The organism is Chryseobacterium sp. G0162, assembly GCF_003815715.1.
Classification (GTDB): Bacteria; Bacteroidota; Bacteroidia; order Flavobacteriales; family Weeksellaceae; genus Chryseobacterium.
The window spans coordinates 2438652-2453863 of sequence record NZ_CP033922.1; the positions used below are offsets into that span (position 1 = coordinate 2438652).

Annotated in this window: 17 protein-coding genes; 5 read left to right on the plus strand and 12 right to left on the minus strand. The window is 35.1% G+C overall.

The window, feature by feature from the left end; genetic code table 11:
* Positions 1-62: 62 nt before the first annotated feature.
* The 5 genes from EG344_RS11195 to EG344_RS11215 form a co-directional block, all read right to left on the minus strand.
* Entirely contained in the window at positions 63-962 is a 900-nt protein-coding gene (locus tag EG344_RS11195) for a glycosyltransferase family 2 protein (RefSeq protein WP_123909500.1), read from the minus strand.
* Between the two features lie 4 nt (positions 963-966).
* Complete coding sequence (locus EG344_RS11200; RefSeq protein ID WP_228412913.1) at positions 967-1932, minus strand: glycosyltransferase family 9 protein; 966 nt, start codon at positions 1930-1932, stop codon at positions 967-969.
* A 2-nt stretch (positions 1933-1934) separates the two neighbouring features.
* On the minus strand, positions 1935-2354 hold the full coding sequence (locus EG344_RS11205) for a SufE family protein (protein ID WP_123909501.1): 420 nt from the start codon (positions 2352-2354) through the stop codon (positions 1935-1937).
* A gap of 103 nt (positions 2355-2457) precedes the next feature.
* Positions 2458-3567 carry a glycosyltransferase gene (locus EG344_RS11210; protein ID WP_123909502.1) on the minus strand — a complete coding sequence of 370 codons (1110 nt, stop codon included), beginning with the start codon at positions 3565-3567 and terminating at the stop codon, positions 2458-2460.
* The gene (locus tag EG344_RS11215; RefSeq protein ID WP_123909503.1) at positions 3567-3791 is read right to left on the minus strand and encodes a uroporphyrinogen decarboxylase; all 225 of its coding nucleotides are present in this window, start codon (positions 3789-3791) and stop codon (positions 3567-3569) included. Before EG344_RS11215 ends, EG344_RS11210 begins: the two co-directional genes overlap by 1 nt.
* Positions 3792-3943: 152 nt before the next feature.
* Between EG344_RS11215 and EG344_RS11220 the strand changes: the two genes are divergently transcribed.
* Positions 3944-6484, plus strand: coding sequence for an ATP-dependent Clp protease ATP-binding subunit (locus EG344_RS11220; protein WP_123909504.1), 2541 nt, complete (start codon positions 3944-3946; stop codon positions 6482-6484).
* Between the two features lie 282 nt (positions 6485-6766).
* Here EG344_RS11220 and EG344_RS11225 read toward each other — a convergent pair whose 3' ends face one another.
* Positions 6767-7294 (minus strand): transporter, encoded by a 528-nt coding sequence (locus tag EG344_RS11225; protein WP_123909505.1) that lies wholly within the window; start codon positions 7292-7294, stop codon positions 6767-6769.
* 212 nt (positions 7295-7506) lie between these two features.
* On the opposite strand from EG344_RS11225, the gene mnmA reads away from it, so the two are divergent.
* Positions 7507-8694, plus strand: coding sequence for a tRNA 2-thiouridine(34) synthase MnmA (mnmA, locus tag EG344_RS11230; RefSeq protein ID WP_123909506.1), 1188 nt, complete (start codon positions 7507-7509; stop codon positions 8692-8694).
* Positions 8695-8851: 157 nt separating this feature from the next.
* Positions 8852-9061 (plus strand): hypothetical protein, encoded by a 210-nt coding sequence (locus tag EG344_RS11235; RefSeq protein ID WP_123909507.1) that lies wholly within the window; start codon positions 8852-8854, stop codon positions 9059-9061.
* A 49-nt stretch (positions 9062-9110) separates the two neighbouring features.
* On the opposite strand, the gene EG344_RS11240 is transcribed toward EG344_RS11235, so the two are convergent.
* Entirely contained in the window at positions 9111-9464 is a 354-nt protein-coding gene (locus EG344_RS11240) for a hypothetical protein (RefSeq protein WP_123909508.1), read from the minus strand.
* 26 nt (positions 9465-9490) lie between these two features.
* Positions 9491-10213 carry a glycine-rich domain-containing protein gene (locus EG344_RS11245; RefSeq protein WP_123909509.1) on the minus strand — a complete coding sequence of 241 codons (723 nt, stop codon included), beginning with the start codon at positions 10211-10213 and terminating at the stop codon, positions 9491-9493.
* Between the two features lie 114 nt (positions 10214-10327).
* Between EG344_RS11245 and EG344_RS11250 the strand changes: the two genes are divergently transcribed.
* Positions 10328-11224, plus strand: a complete 897-nt coding sequence (locus EG344_RS11250; protein ID WP_123909510.1) for a hypothetical protein — start codon at positions 10328-10330, stop codon at positions 11222-11224.
* A gap of 253 nt (positions 11225-11477) precedes the next feature.
* Positions 11478-12713: a DUF6051 family protein gene (locus tag EG344_RS11255; RefSeq protein ID WP_123909511.1), complete on the plus strand. Its 1236-nt coding sequence runs from the start codon at positions 11478-11480 to the stop codon at positions 12711-12713.
* Positions 12714-12851: 138 nt separating this feature from the next.
* Here EG344_RS11255 and EG344_RS11260 read toward each other — a convergent pair whose 3' ends face one another.
* From EG344_RS11260 to EG344_RS11275, 4 genes are all read right to left on the minus strand, one after another.
* Positions 12852-13595, minus strand: a complete 744-nt coding sequence (locus EG344_RS11260) for a LytR/AlgR family response regulator transcription factor (RefSeq protein WP_123909512.1) — start codon at positions 13593-13595, stop codon at positions 12852-12854.
* Positions 13596-13652: 57 nt separating this feature from the next.
* Positions 13653-13925 carry a 2TM domain-containing protein gene (locus EG344_RS11265; RefSeq protein ID WP_123909513.1) on the minus strand — a complete coding sequence of 91 codons (273 nt, stop codon included), beginning with the start codon at positions 13923-13925 and terminating at the stop codon, positions 13653-13655.
* A gap of 22 nt (positions 13926-13947) precedes the next feature.
* Positions 13948-14238, minus strand: a complete 291-nt coding sequence (locus EG344_RS11270) for a 2TM domain-containing protein (protein WP_123909514.1) — start codon at positions 14236-14238, stop codon at positions 13948-13950.
* A gap of 331 nt (positions 14239-14569) precedes the next feature.
* Complete coding sequence (locus EG344_RS11275; RefSeq protein WP_123909515.1) at positions 14570-15139, minus strand: methyltransferase family protein; 570 nt, start codon at positions 15137-15139, stop codon at positions 14570-14572.
* Positions 15140-15212: the final 73 nt, after the last annotated feature.

Sequence of the window (15212 nt, forward strand, 5' to 3'; positions counted from 1 at the left end):
TATTTTTTGAAATGAAATATTGGGAGTGAGCATTATAAGTTCATTATAACCGGAAAAGGGATCTATCTCATCTTCCTGAAAAGAAGCCCAAGCTTATATATATCCAGATAACGGAGGCTTACATTTCCTTTGGAAAGCTTTCTTTTTATACTTCCCTCTCCCATTTTGAATAAGGGTCCTAAAATGATTTTAAAAGGTGTGTTTTTAAGCTTATTATACAGCTTAATAAGTTTAACTTCAGATAATTTTGAACTCAGGGTTTCATCTTTAAGCATGTTGGATAAACTTTCCACAGATTCTTCTACTTTACCAAGATAAACGGTATTGCTTTCCAGATCATTATTAAGGATTGGATTATCAATATGATCAATTTTGATACCTTCTGCTTTTAAATCCATTGCAAAAAGAAGATCTTCATATCCGTATTTTTGAAATTCAGGATTAAAGCCAACTTTTCCCAATACATCCTTTTGAATTATAAAATTATTGGTCTGAAAACTTAAATAGGGGTTTTCTTTACGTAGTTCTAGCGGAAGATTTTCTCTCTCAACAGCAAACTTCCATCGTAAATAATGATTAGAATCTGTTGCCGCGTCTAAAACCATTCGCCCGCCATAGATAATTTGAGTATTAGAATGTTTCTGTAAAAACTGTGTGTAATTTTTTAAGAAGTCCTCTCCCACGATTTTTCCATCGCAGTCCAGAAACAAAAGATATTCTCCCACTGCATATTGCAGAAAAAGATTCCGAATCCGGGATCGTCCGATATTTTTTTCAAGAAATATAAAATGATGAATGCTATTTTGAAGCTCTCTGTTGATCTGCTTGCATTCTTCTTTCGAAGCATCATCTATCAAGATAATTTCAGCATCAATTTTCTGGCTATCAATCTCTTTTTTTAAATCAAAAACCAATTCACGGACATCAAAATTATAGATAGGAATACAGATCGAAAGCTTCATGATGTCAGATTTTCTCAACAACTTTTTGAATACTGAACTCTTCGAGACAAGCCCAATCTCCCCTATAACATTCTTTATCTCCAAAAACAGAACAAGGTCTGCAGGAAAGATCTTTCACCTGCACCACATCATCTTCACTCTGCCCGAATCCTAAAAATCCCGCATAAGGATGCGTTGCACACCATATAGAAACACATCGGGTTCCCATAAGGCTTGCTAAATGCATATTGGCAGAATCCATAGAGATCATTACTTCCAGTTCAGAAATCTTTTGAAGCTCTTCAGTAAGACTTAATTTTCCGGAAAGACTTTTAGTATTGGGGATCTGACTTTCCCAGGACTCAAGAGTTTCAGTCTCCTTTTTCCCGCCCCCAAAGAAGTATACCGTATGTTTCTGAGCCAAAATCCTGGCCAGCTCAAATGATTTTTCCAACGGAAGCATTTTTCCTTTATGCTGAGCAAAAGGTGCAAAGCCTATTCCGGATTTATGCTCTGAAACGGGTCTGAGTTTTTGGGAAAGCTCTACTTTAAAACCCATATCCCGGAAGACATCCGCATAACGCTCAACTGTTTTTTTCAATTGAATTTTATCCAGATTCCAGACATCTGTAAGATGTTCTTTTTCTTCTTTTCCTTTATTTATTTTGAAAACCTTTAATCCCTTTCTTCTATAGATTCTATCTAAAATTTTGGTTCTGATGACATCATGAAGATTGGCAATATAATCCGGGTTAAATTCTTTAATCAATTCATCCCCCAATCTTCTCAGTCCAAAGAACCCTTTATAATCATCTACATTAATTCCTTTGAATATAACATTAGGAATCCCTGTAAACAAAGCTTCGAAGTTTTTTCTGGAAACCATGACAATCTCCACACCGGGATTTTGCTCCAAAAATTCCTTAAAAACAGGAACCGTCATGGCAACATCTCCAAATGCAGAAAAACGATATGCTAAAATTCTGGTCACGATTATGATTTCAACTGATAAGCGACTGCGTAAAATTTGATCTGTTTAGTCATGGCCATCAAACCATTAGCTCTGGATGGCGAAAGAAACTCCTGTAATCCAATCTCTGAAATAAACTCAAAGTCAGAATCTAAAATTTCCTGAGTAGAATGCCCACTATAAATGCTCACCAAAAGAGAAACAATACCTTTTGGTAAAATTCCGTCTGAATCTGCATTAAAGAAAAGTTTACCGTCCTTAAATTCAGCATCAATCCAAACTTTACTCTGGCAGCCTTTGATCAGATTTTCTTCTATTTTCTTATCTTCAGGAAGCCCTTTCAATTCTTTTCCGAGGTCAATGATATATTCATATTTCTGCTCCCAGTCGTCAAGAAACGCAAATTCGTCAATTATTTCCTGCTGTTTTTCTTTAATGGTCATTTTAAAACAAATTTCTTTGTGCAAAGATAGTAAATTATGCTTTAGGCCTAAAGCGGTAAACCACAGATTGATTTTGGAAGTATTATATTATGAGAAGCGTCTATCACTTAAAACCTAATGCATTAGAAGCTTTCTGAAAAACCTGTAATAGCTTTATTTCTTCATTTTCCCAGCAAAGGACTTTAGATGCCTTTTCCAGTTCCGGCTGATAGTTTATTCTTCCTTTTGCTAAAACCTTTTTGATCGCCGCTGCAATATTTTCGGGATGATGATCTTTAATTAACTCACCAATATCAAACTGATCTTTAATATTCTGAAGTTCTGGAAGATTGGACAAAATTAAAGGAACTTTGGCCTGGATACAGTCTAAAACTTTATTAGGTAAGGAATACAGGTAACTGTCTCCCCCATTTTCTTCAATGCTCATTCCACAATCCGCAGTGGCAGTTACTTTTCTTAGATCTTCAGGTTTTAATTTTCCAAGAAATTCAACTTTATGCTGAAGCTTTTCACTCTTCACAAGCTCTTCATATTCTTTTTTTCTGGGGCCATCTCCTGCAATTCTCAATTGTACATCGTTGATATGATGCATGGAAAGAATCACTTTATCAATTCCTCTGAAAGGATTAATAGCGCCCTGATACAGAAGAATTTTAGGATTATTTTCTGGAATTTCAACACTAGACTCTAATTTCCTGGGTGCATTTTGAACCACCACCGGATATATGCCATACTTTTTCTGAAACCATTTTGCATAACTTCCGCTTGCTGTAATCATCAAGGTAAGCTTCGGAATGACAGTCTTTTCGACATAACGCCACAGTTTTTGTGACATTTTGCCTTGAACAGCTGGCATCTCTGAAAAAATTTCATGGCTGTCAAAAACCAGTGGAATATTTAATTTTTGGGCAATAAGATAGTTTGGGTATAGTGCATCAATATCATTGGCATGAAGAATTGTATTTTGATCTGCCTTTCTTTTAAGCTCATGGTACAGTTTCCAGTTAAATTCAAAGTAAGCTGTTTTCAAACTTTTTGAATCCAAATGAATCCGTGAGAATGGATAAGGACGCTGCATTTCTTCAGCTCCATTCCAGTCATTTCCGATCAGATCAATTTCATAACCGTTTTCATGTAAAGTCCGGCATACCTTTTCAATACGCTGGTCTGTATACAAATTACTGAAGGCAGATGTAATTATTTTTTTCTTCATTATGCTTTTTTTCCAAACAGCAAATGATAGATTTGGATAAAGCAAATAAGCCCATTCGGAATAATAACCGGCCATAACGGTCCACTAAAGAAACCATAAATGACAAAACAGATACAACCGATCATGTTAACAACTCTGATTTTTCTTACATCTTTCAGTATGAAACTCAATACGATAAAAACTGAGGCTGAGTATCCGATGTAAGTAGTAATTTCGGGATTCATGAGAGATTTTTAAGGATAACAAACTTAATCATTTTCAAGAAGATAATAAAATTTTTTACTGCCATAAAGTCATTAATTGATTTTTGGTAAAATATTTGTAATTTAGATAATGAATAAAAGGTAATGTTGCCTTTGTTCTAATGAGATATATTATGGATTATAAGTTTTCACAAGGTTTGAGCCAGGTGTTCAAACAAAGCAAAAGCGAAGCTAAAAGGCTGAAAAGTGAATTTCTTAATACAGAACATCTACTTTTAGGTATTATAAAAACGGAAAACTCTGCTAAAGAAATCCTTCAAAACCTCAATGCGGATTTAACACAAATCAGAAGAAAAATTGAAACTCTAAATACAGCAAGTCTTAATCCTATTTCTGAGGAGGTTACCAATATTTCTTTCACCAAAATGGCAGATCATGCTATTAAACGTGCGGAGTTAGAATGCCGTCAATACAAAAGCAATGAAATTAATACCGTTCATCTGCTTTTAGGTATTCTATATAAATATGAGGACCCTACTTCAAATATTTTGGGAGCTTACGACATCGACTATGAAGGTGTTTCAAGAGAGTACCAGACTATGCTTAAAAATTCCGGGCAGTCACCACAAATGAGTGCGTATGATGATGATGATGAAAGAGAGGAATTCGAGCAAATGAGAAAGCCTACAGGCAATTTAGGCTCTGCAAAAAGCAAAACCCCTACATTAGACAACTTTGGTAGAGATTTAACGTCTTTGGCCAGAGATGGAAAATTAGACCCGGTAATTGGACGTGAAAAAGAAATTGAGAGAGTCTCTCAGATCTTATCCCGTAGAAAGAAAAACAACCCGCTTCTTATTGGAGAACCTGGGGTTGGTAAATCTGCCATTGCGGAAGGGCTAGCTTTAAGAATTCAACAGAAAAAGGTGTCAAGAGTTCTTTACGGAAAACGTGTCATCACATTAGATCTGGCTAGTTTAGTGGCCGGAACGAAATACCGTGGTCAGTTTGAAGAAAGAATGAAGGCTATCATGACTGAACTGGAAAAAAACAGAGATGTCATCTTATTTATTGATGAGCTACACACGATTGTAGGGGCAGGAAGTTCTACAGGAAGCTTAGATGCATCCAATATGTTCAAACCGGCATTAGCAAGAGGTGAGATTCAATGCATCGGGGCTACTACTCTGGATGAATACCGTCAGTATATTGAAAAAGACGGAGCTTTAGAAAGAAGATTCCAGAAAGTAATGGTGGAACCTACTTCTATTGAGGAAACCATTCAGATTTTGAACCAGATTAAGGATAAGTATGAAGAACACCACAATGTAATTTATACACCTGAAGCAATTAATGCGTGTGTCAACCTGACATCAAGATATATTACAGACCGTTTCTTACCAGACAAAGCAATTGATGCGATGGATGAAGCAGGGTCAAGAGTTTACATCAAGAACATGAAAGTTCCTACTGAGATCATTGATTTTGAAAAGAAAATTGAAGAGATCAAGGAAATGAAACAAAAAGCTGTAAAAGCTCAGGATTATCTTGAGGCCAGAAAGCTTAAGGATGAGGAGGAACGTCTTCAGATGGAACTGAATGCCGCTCAGGAAAAATGGGATAAAGATGTAAAAGAGAAAAAAGAAACCGTAAGTGAAGAAAATGTAGCTGAAGTGGTTTCTATGATGAGTGGAGTTCCAGTAACGAAAGTTGGCAAAAATGAGCTTGATAAATTAGCTCAGATGGATGAAAAACTGAATGGAAAAGTTATCGGTCAGGAAGATGCTGTGAAGAAAGTCGTAAAGGCTATTCAAAGAAACAGAGCTGGTCTTAAAGACCCTAACCGCCCTATCGGTACATTTATTTTCCTTGGAACCACAGGGGTTGGTAAAACTGAGTTGGCAAAGGTAATGGCCAGAGAGCTTTTTGAATCCGATGAGTCTCTTATCCGAATTGACATGAGTGAATACATGGAGAAATTCGCTGTTTCAAGATTGGTTGGAGCGCCTCCGGGATACGTTGGATACGAAGAAGGTGGTCAGTTAACCGAAGCTGTAAGAAGAAAGCCTTATGCTGTGGTTCTTCTCGATGAGATTGAAAAAGCCCACCCGGACGTATTCAATATCCTGTTACAGATTCTTGATGAAGGTCATGTTACCGATAGTTTAGGTAGAAAAATCGACTTTAGAAATACGATCATCATCCTTACTTCTAATATCGGAACAAGAGATCTTAAAGATTTCGGAGACGGTGTAGGATTTGGTACCTCAGCGAAAAAAACAACTTCAGATTCAAGAGCAAGAAGTACAATTGAAAATGCCCTTAAAAAGGCATTTGCTCCAGAATTCTTAAACAGAATTGACGACATTGTGATCTTCAACTCTCTTGTACAGGATGATATCAAGAAAATCATTGATATTGAACTGAATAAGCTGTATGGCAGACTTGAAAAATTAGGATATAAAGTGGAATTAACTGAAGAAGCAAAAGACTTTATTTCTGAAAAAGGATGGGATAAAGACTTCGGTGCAAGACCATTGAAGAGAGCCATTCAGAAATACATTGAGGATTTATTGGCTGAAATGCTGGTCAATAAACAACTGAACGAAGGTGAAACTGTAGTTCTTGACCTTAATGAGGCGAAAGATGGATTAGTAGGAAAAACTTCAAAACCTAAGAAGTCTTCAGCTGCTGAGAAATCTTCTCAATCTTAAATAAATAATTTAATTTCAATAGAAAAGCACCGGGAAATCCCGGTGCTTTTTGCTTTTATCATCAATAGGTTTTGGCTGCAACCAATTGATTTTTTTAATTTTTATCGAATGGCTAATTGAATATTTATACTAGAATAAATCCTCTGTATAATCTGGAAAATCTGTGAGATGATATTTAATCCGTCTAATGTCATTCTGAAGAAGAAAGAATCTCAAATACTTCATCCTCAACACCAGACCCAAAGTCCTTTCTCTACATTTGAAAACAGATTCAGTCAGATTTTAAAGTCCCACCACAAATCCGATATTCGGAACCAACCCATTTGCAAATACACTTGATTTCTCTTTCCAAAGTACATTGTACATCAAACCGATCTGCATAAAAGAATTATTTCCGATTCTCTGCATATATCCTCCACCAAGGTACAAGGCATTTTCTTCTCTGTTATACTTATAATCGTAATATTTATCATTGTAATTGATGAAATAATGCTGGAAGTTAGCGCTTAAATAAAAAGAACGGGCAAAATAATAATTCACAAAAGGTCCTACTCCAAACATGGTGGATCTAAAATAATCTGAAGTCTGCCAGGAAATACTTCCTACCACTCCTCCTTCAAGATCTTCAGTAAGGCGGTATCCTACTCTTGGAGAGGCCTGCAGATAAAACGAACTATTGCTCCCGAACCCAAGGCCTATTCCTCCTCCAAAAGTCCATTTGTTATTTTCCTGCACCGGAGCACCTATTGAAACCTGGGAAAATGAGAGTCCTGAGATCATCAGCATCATAGAAATAATAAACTTTTTCATATGTAAATATTTTATTTTGTTCTAAAGTAAGGGATAAATAATCACATTTTCATCTGTGTTTATCACTTAAAAAACTTTATTAATGGTGTTTTTATTTTAACATCGTTTTTATCAATGTTTAAAATTATGGTTTTTTTACGAATTTATTTAGTTGTATTTTTGCCACGTCAAACTAAGAACTCCCGTTAAGAGTTTCGTAAAATTGAAATACAATGAAAGTAGTAGTAGGCCTCTCCGGAGGTGTAGATTCAAGTGTTACAGCACATTTGCTACAACAGCAAGGTCATGAAGTAGTGGCTTTGTTTATGAGAAACTGGAATGATGCTTCTGTAACATTAGAAGATGAATGTCCCTGGATTGAGGACAGTAATGATGCCCTTATGGTGGCACAAAAACTTGGAATTCCTTTCCAGGTGATTGATATGAGCGAGCTTTATAAGGAACGTATTGTAGATTATATGTTCGATGAATATCAAAAAGGAAGAACTCCGAATCCTGATGTTTTATGCAACAGAGAAGTTAAATTCGATGTTTTTATGAAAACGGCCATGTCTTTAGGTGCTGATAAGGTAGCTACAGGACATTATGCCAGAGTGGATTCTACTATTGATGAAAACGGAAAGGAAATCTTTCATCTTTTAGCAGGAAAAGATAACAATAAGGACCAGTCTTATTTCCTTTGCCAGCTAAGCCAGGATCAGTTGTCAAAAGCTTTATTCCCTATCGGAGAACTTACCAAACCTCAGGTAAGAGAGATCGCCAAAGAAATCGGGTTGGTTACCGCTGATAAAAAGGATTCTCAAGGGTTATGTTTCATCGGAAAAGTGAGTTTACCACAGTTTTTGCAACAGCAATTGAAACCGAATGAAGGAGAAATTGTAGAGATCTTCAAAGATTCCCCTTTATTTGCAGAAGAAACTCCTGAATTTTCTAATAAAGAAGAAGAACTTAGCTTCTTATCCAGAAAAATCAATTATAAAAAAGCTGACGGAAAGGTTATCGGAAAGCATCAGGGTGCTCAATTTTTCACGATCGGCCAAAGTAGAGGATTAGGAATTGGCGGACATAAAGAAAGTTGTTTCATCGTTTCAAGAGACATGGAAAACAATATTATTTTTGTGGGAGAAGGAAGTCATTTTCCAGGTCTTTACAAGAAGGCTTTAAAAATAGATAATGCTGAACTTCATTGGGTTCGTGAGGATATGAGACTTCAAAATGGAGAATCTATGGAGGTAATGGCCAGATTCAGATACAGACAGTCTTTACAAAAAGCGACTCTCTATCAGTTTGAAAACGATTTTTATGTTGAGTTTGAAGAACCACAATCTGCCATTGCTGAAGGGCAGTTCGCTTCATGGTATATTGATGAAGAACTGATTGGAAGTGGTGTAATTTCGTAAAAACCGGATTATATTAATATCATTACTTAACGATATCATAAAGCCCGAAGCATTTTGTTTCGGGTTTGTTTTTTTAAAAGAAATATTTTTTGATTTTTTTTGTAACGTATTTTAAATTGTCATACTTACTGAGTAAATAACAATAAAAAATATCATTATGAAAACAACTACAAGAAATCAATATGCTTATGCCAACAGCATTTTAATCGTTTTGGTATCAGCTGTTTTTGGATATAATCTCTATCAGTTGATTGTACATCCAGCCCAATCCAATATTGCTCTAAGCCTTATTTTGGTGGTTCTTACGTCCATTATGGTCAGAAAATATGGATACAAACAGGTCAGGGATAAAAAAGAAAATAATTAATCTCAATATATAACGCCCGAAGCATTTTTGTTTCGGGTTTGTTTTGGATTTATTTTCTGAATTCATCCTTAGGTTTAATTGCGGCCAACAAGAATATTATAATCAACTCCAGGATCAAAATCATGGTCAAGAATCCAATAGGTTTTCCCAACATGACTCCGCGAATTAGTTTGATAATTCCCAAGCCACCAATAAGCATTAAAAAATAAAAAGTTGTCTGTGAAATCATTTCCCCTACTGATTTTAGAATAAAGACAGACAGGTAAAATCCAATGACCAGGATCAGATAGAACTTTAAAAAGTCAGGGCCTTTGATTGCAATCGGATTGAATGTCTGACATTCACTAATAAGCCATATATAACTTATTGCAACCGGTATAGCATGAATAATCAGCTTTTTCATGATTCATTATATTTTAATTATTTGTCTTATCCGCCACAACCTCCGCAGCCGCCACAACCTCCACCACAGCCTCCGCCACAGCTACTTCCGCCACTACAACTACTGCCTCCACTATCATTTAAGTCGGAATTGCCGTCTTTTTTATCTTTAGTGTTTGTAATGGCAGATATTATTCCTCCAAAAATGATAATTCCTACGAAGGAAAAGAAGATAGAACCAACAGTCGTTATCACTTCTCCAAGGCAGGAACTAAGCGTTAAGATTACAATCAGAAACGGAATCCATTTCCATATTGGTGAATTCCTTTTTATGTCTTTAATCACATTCCCATTTAGCCAAATATCCTGAGGCGCCTCACAATGAAAGACCTCTTTATAGTTTTTCAAAGTTGTTGAAAACCAATTATAATGCTTTATTTTCTCATTAAATCCTCCTTTTGAAGGATGATGATGTAAGGATCTTTTTAAAATATTAGGACAAAATTCTTCCCAATAACTCTGAGTATAGATCAAATGCATATGCCACACTTTATCTACGATTTCACTTGGTGAAGCTCCTTTGGGAAGAATACAGCAGAGATAGACAAATTTTTTATATTCTTCGATGGCTTTTCTGGTAAAGTCCATGCTCCAGTTTTCTTCTTTTGCCAGTTTTTTTGAAAAAGGGAAATCAGCATCGGAAGCGTCCAGTGAGAATCCTTGGATTCTATTCCAAAGGGACTCATCTTTTAATAACATTTTTGTTTCCATTGTTTTTTCTTTTGTTTTTCTACTCAAATATCAATGGATTTTAAAATATAAAAGTCTTTCAAAAATCTTATTTGGTTTGATAAAAATCTTAAATTAGTCTTACAAAATCAAAATATGAAAAAGGAAGATATTCTACATCTTGAGAAGTTGATGAATTTCTTAAGTCAGCATTTTTTAAAGAAAAACCAGTGGGAAGATGTTACCAAAACGGAATGGTCATACATCTGTGCTGAACTTAATGAACTTATTACCAATGAACATTCAGAGAAAGAAATAAAGAAGAATCCTAATCTTCTGGGACCCCATTATCTTTATGAACATCTGATTATCAATAAGCTGAAAAGATTCAGACAGAATGAAAATGCTGTTTTAAGCAGACCTAACCTTGCCAAATTAAGCCTGATTGTCAAAGTCTTAGGGTATTCCAATTATATTGATTTTATCAATTCCAATACTGAATCATTCAATTTTAATGATCTTAAGATCGATATGAATAATGTGAATCAGAATACAGCCCTTTTAGAGCGTCTTGTAGGCTGTTGGTATTCATATAACAGAAATCTTCCGGAGAACCCTACACAAGCCCTGGAAGACCGGATATGGCGCTCTGCCATGGAGATTTATAAATCTGAAACCACCGGGGAATATTTCATAGAAAGAAGCGGCGGAGACCATCACAAATATTTCGGAAAAGTAACAGCCTACTCTGATTATGTTTTTATCATCATGAACAGCAATACTTTTATCCGTCAAAGACATTTTATATCAAGAATAAAGGATAGTAAAGAAAAACTTAAAAATCCAGATTATAAGCTTCATGAATTACACTTCATCAGCACATGTATAAGTTTCAATCAGGAACCTATTGCCTTATTTGAAATTTTCCGGAAAGCAGATCGTAAAAACTTTATTTCGGACTCCATCAGTTTTCCAATTGACAGTGATGAGATTCCGGAGTCCATACTTAAACAGCTTGAGGATACTGAATCTAACAGGATTGATTACAGGTAGGACGCGATATGCTGGGTACGGGAAATTTGGAACTAGATACAAGGATGGTTCAGAAATAGGGAACCAAAACTGCTAAGAAAAACACTCTATAAACATCAACAGTTATTCACCATATCCACCCGAAACAGTTTTGTTTTGGATGGATTCTTATTGATGTTATGTCTGGAATACTTTTACCCTTTAAAAATCAATACTTTACTGAAATAAATACATAAATTAATTGTTCTAAATATGAACCCTCAATGATCTTGTTATGGAATATTATGAATTGTATGAAGTATTGAAAAATCATTTTGATTCCAGAAAAGACATTGTGGAAATCAGAGATCTGAATGTAACCATTGAATCTATTCCTTTTGAATCCAAAGTTTCGGACCTGCTTTATGGTTCTGATAATCTGGATTGTCCTAAACATCATCATCCTTTACAAGTCAATGAAAATGCTTATCTGGCATATCAACAATCTTCAATAGATATAAAGGATTTTGACATTGAATGCAATAAAAAGTTTGAGTATCATGTTCTCAAAAGGGCTGATATAGAAACGGCTGACGGCTGTATTATCTTTTTCCACGGGCTGAATGAAAAAAAATGGGATAAGTACCTTCCGTGGGCTTATGAATTGGCTCAGAAAACCCGTAAAGCAATCCTATTATTTCCTATTGCTTTTCACATGGATCGCGCTGAAGCTATGTGGAGCGACCGGCACCAAATGACAGAAATCGTCAAGTTCAGAAAAGAGAAATATCCGGAAAACACTCACTTTTCTTATGTAAATGCCGCAACAAGTTCGAGATTGGAAGCTCATCCCCAACGAATTTTCTGGTCAGGATTACAAACCTACTCGGATATCATTGAAGTAGTGAAGGAAATTAAAGGTCACAAAATTAAAAGCATCGCTTCGGATGCCAGCCTGGATCTGTTTGGATATTCAATAGGTTCATTTCTGTCTATGATTATTAAAATGGCTGATCCACATAGCTTCTTCACGCAATCCAAAGTATTTTGTTTTTGCGGCGGTATGACCATTGACCGGATGTTTCCGATTTCAAAATACATCATGGATTCCCAGGCTACGATTAAAATGCAGTCTGTTTTTACAGAATTATTAAGTTCTGATTTTAAATTTGATAGCAGGCTGAAGCATTATCAGGATGATGAACTTCATCCACAGGAAAGCTGGTTCAAAAAAATGCTCAGGTACAATTATTTCCAAAGAGAAAGAGAGGACCGAATTCATGAAATCCAGTCCCAAATAAAAGCTTATGTCTTAGAAAAAGATACGGTAGCTCCGCCAATGGAAGCATTAAATACACTACAAGGAGGTTACAGAAACATCCATGTAGATGTTGAAATAAAGGATTTTCCTTTTGATTATTCTCACATGGTTCCTTTCCCACTGACGCATAAACACAAAACAGAAATAACAAAAGCCTTTCATCAGTTTACAAAATCTGCCAGTGATTTTTATTCCCGGTCATCAGGATGAAAAAATGGAAAGGAGAAGTCTGAAAAGTAAGAGAATGAGATCCATGGTTATGTTTTTGGTGATTCGAAATGCGGATTAGGAGGTGCTGGGTGAGTGAGGTGTAAATTGGGATACAGGATTCGGGGTGTTTTGTATTTTTTAGCTTACGAGCCAGTCTTTAAAGTCTTTGACACGGTCCCGGCTTATTGTAATTTCTTCCTGAGGCTGAAATTCAAGTTCTACTTTGTAATAAGGTGAAGTGTGAATATTCTTAATGTATTCAGAATTGATAATAAACTGTCTGTTAACACGAAAAAACTTTTTCTCATCCAGAATTTCAGCCAGTTCATCCAATGTAAAATCTGAAGGATACGAACGTTCATCAGTCTGAAGATACACAATCTTATTCTCACTGAAAAAACAACTTATTTCGTGAGTCTGAACAATTTTCAGGTTGTATCCTATTTTCACTAAAACTCTTGAAAGAACAGATTTTTCTTTTTTTATCAGCTGCTTGATGTCCTGTGATCCAATATCATTATTGGAAGGTATAAAAGATTTAAATTTCTCGATAGCGCCTGAAAGATCCTCTTCAAGAATTGGTTTTAATAGGTAATCTATACTATTTAATTTAAAGGCTTTTAGGGTATATTGATCAAATGCTGTCGTATAAATGATAAATCCTTTGGTTGGAACTTTTTCAAAGATATCGAATGACAATCCGTCTCCAAGAACAATATCTGAAAAAATCAACTGCGGATGTTCATTTTCAGAAAACCAGACAACTCCTTCTTCTACAGATTCTATTTTAGCAACTACCTCAATATCAGGAAAATTACTTAACATTCTCTCTAATTTCCTTGAAGCGGGTTTTTCGTCTTCGATTATTACAGTCTTGATCATTGAGCTAATAGTTTTAGTTTTAAAATTGAGAAATAAAATTAGACAAAATAATCAAATTTAAAAATCTAACGTTTTCTTATTTTTTCCCACCTCTTTTTCAATGATTCCTGCCTCCCATTCATCATTAAAAATAAATAATGAAATAGCTTTCACTATAAGAATCAGCGCCCAAATGCCTAACAGTAAGTGCCCACCAAACATTTGGTAATGCAATTCATCATTAAACCAATCATCTCCAATAACAATTACTGATATAATCCCAAACCACATTAGGTTTTTATAGAATTTTTTCAATTGCTGAACTCTGTTGTATGCTCTGTTATAATCCATGATATATTGTTTTTTTAAGTTATTATAATGTTTTAGTTTTTTTGTTCTCTTCAGCCATCAGTTCTTTAATCTTGTTCTCTTCCCAGCTTTTTCCAATTCCAAATACATTTACAGCGTGAAATGTGATTCCGATTCCCCAGCCCAGCATTGGCCATAGGAACCATAAATAGCCAGGAGCCGTCATAAGATTTAAAAAAGCCAGAAACGGAATTACAATACAGAATGAGGTAAGATTTCCGTAGAATTCTTTTAATTCTTTTACTCTTCTTGATGCTCTTTCATAAGCGGTTGTATCTTTATTAAAAGTTTCCATATTTTTTATTTTTTAAGGTTAATTTGTTCTTTTCTTGAGTCAAATGTATGGCGGAAATGATCCTCAAATCAATTTTATATGACCGAACGGTAGATTATGCTTCCCGAATGGTAAAAAATAAAGGAGTAATGAATTGTATAGAGTTGAAAGGGATACAAAAATCAAAATTTCTTTGATATTGTTTGTTGGAATGTAAAGTCCTAAAATTTTTAAGTAATATTCTGCATTTAGGCGAAAGAAAATCCAGAATTTGCAGCAAGCATATTTTACGTGGTTACACTAAATTAAGCCATAGAGCCACATAGTCTTATAAGCTGGATATTTAAGAAATTTAGTAGATAAACGGAATGAGTTTTTTTGTCGTTTTTCTGTATTGAATATATTCGTCACCGAATTGTTCTACGAGAGCCTGTTCTTCTATTTTGATTCTATAAGCAAAGGCTAAAAACGGAGGTAAAAAAGCAAAAACAAGTGACAGCCAATTATTGAGATATAACCCAAGTCCCAAAGAAGTAAGCAGAGAAAAAGCATATGATGGATGTCTCAAATACTTATAAAAGCCTTCTCTTTTGATCTTGTGATCTTCTTTAATGGTAACATCCACCGTAAAGTATTTCCCTAAAGATCTGATAATGATAAACCTGAAAATAATACCGATAAGAATAAGGGCCTCTCCCCCATACATTATCCAGTTTCCTTGGCTAATCGGTAACGTTGAAAGATTGGAAATCGTTATTGCTGCTGCAATTGAAAAAGGGATCGCCAGCCAGAGAATATTAAGGGTGGATTTGTCCTTTCCTTTTTTATCATCTTTTCCGGATTTCAACATGTTTTTATAAAGAAACTCACTAAGAAACCAAGCCATCATGGATAGTATGTACAGAATTTCTAAAGCATTCATTTTTATTACTGTTTTAAGGTGTTTTTATAGATAAAAAGTAAAAAGGAGATTAAAAGACTTAATGAAAATTTTG

Bases quoted from the DNA above. Each gene is read 5' to 3' on its own strand.
- EG344_RS11195 (WP_123909500.1), bottom strand. From the start codon at position 962: ATGAAGCTTTCGATCTGTATTCCTATCTATAATTTTGATGTCCGTGAA.
- EG344_RS11205 (WP_123909501.1), bottom strand. From the start codon at position 2,354: ATGACCATTAAAGAAAAACAGCAGGAAATAATTGACGAATTTGCGTTT.
- EG344_RS11210 (WP_123909502.1), bottom strand. From the start codon at position 3,567: ATGAAGAAAAAAATAATTACATCTGCCTTCAGTAATTTGTATACAGAC.
- EG344_RS11215 (WP_123909503.1), bottom strand. From the start codon at position 3,791: ATGAATCCCGAAATTACTACTTACATCGGATACTCAGCCTCAGTTTTT.
- EG344_RS11220 (WP_123909504.1), top strand. From the start codon at position 3,944: ATGGATTATAAGTTTTCACAAGGTTTGAGCCAGGTGTTCAAACAAAGC.
- EG344_RS11225 (WP_123909505.1), bottom strand. From the start codon at position 7,294: ATGAAAAAGTTTATTATTTCTATGATGCTGATGATCTCAGGACTCTCA.
- mnmA (WP_123909506.1), top strand. From the start codon at position 7,507: ATGAAAGTAGTAGTAGGCCTCTCCGGAGGTGTAGATTCAAGTGTTACA.
- EG344_RS11235 (WP_123909507.1), top strand. From the start codon at position 8,852: ATGAAAACAACTACAAGAAATCAATATGCTTATGCCAACAGCATTTTA.
- EG344_RS11240 (WP_123909508.1), bottom strand. From the start codon at position 9,464: ATGAAAAAGCTGATTATTCATGCTATACCGGTTGCAATAAGTTATATA.
- EG344_RS11245 (WP_123909509.1), bottom strand. From the start codon at position 10,213: ATGGAAACAAAAATGTTATTAAAAGATGAGTCCCTTTGGAATAGAATC.
- EG344_RS11250 (WP_123909510.1), top strand. From the start codon at position 10,328: ATGAAAAAGGAAGATATTCTACATCTTGAGAAGTTGATGAATTTCTTA.
- EG344_RS11255 (WP_123909511.1), top strand. From the start codon at position 11,478: ATGGAATATTATGAATTGTATGAAGTATTGAAAAATCATTTTGATTCC.
- EG344_RS11260 (WP_123909512.1), bottom strand. From the start codon at position 13,595: ATGATCAAGACTGTAATAATCGAAGACGAAAAACCCGCTTCAAGGAAA.
- EG344_RS11265 (WP_123909513.1), bottom strand. From the start codon at position 13,925: ATGGATTATAACAGAGCATACAACAGAGTTCAGCAATTGAAAAAATTC.
- EG344_RS11270 (WP_123909514.1), bottom strand. From the start codon at position 14,238: ATGGAAACTTTTAATAAAGATACAACCGCTTATGAAAGAGCATCAAGA.
- EG344_RS11275 (WP_123909515.1), bottom strand. From the start codon at position 15,139: ATGAATGCTTTAGAAATTCTGTACATACTATCCATGATGGCTTGGTTT.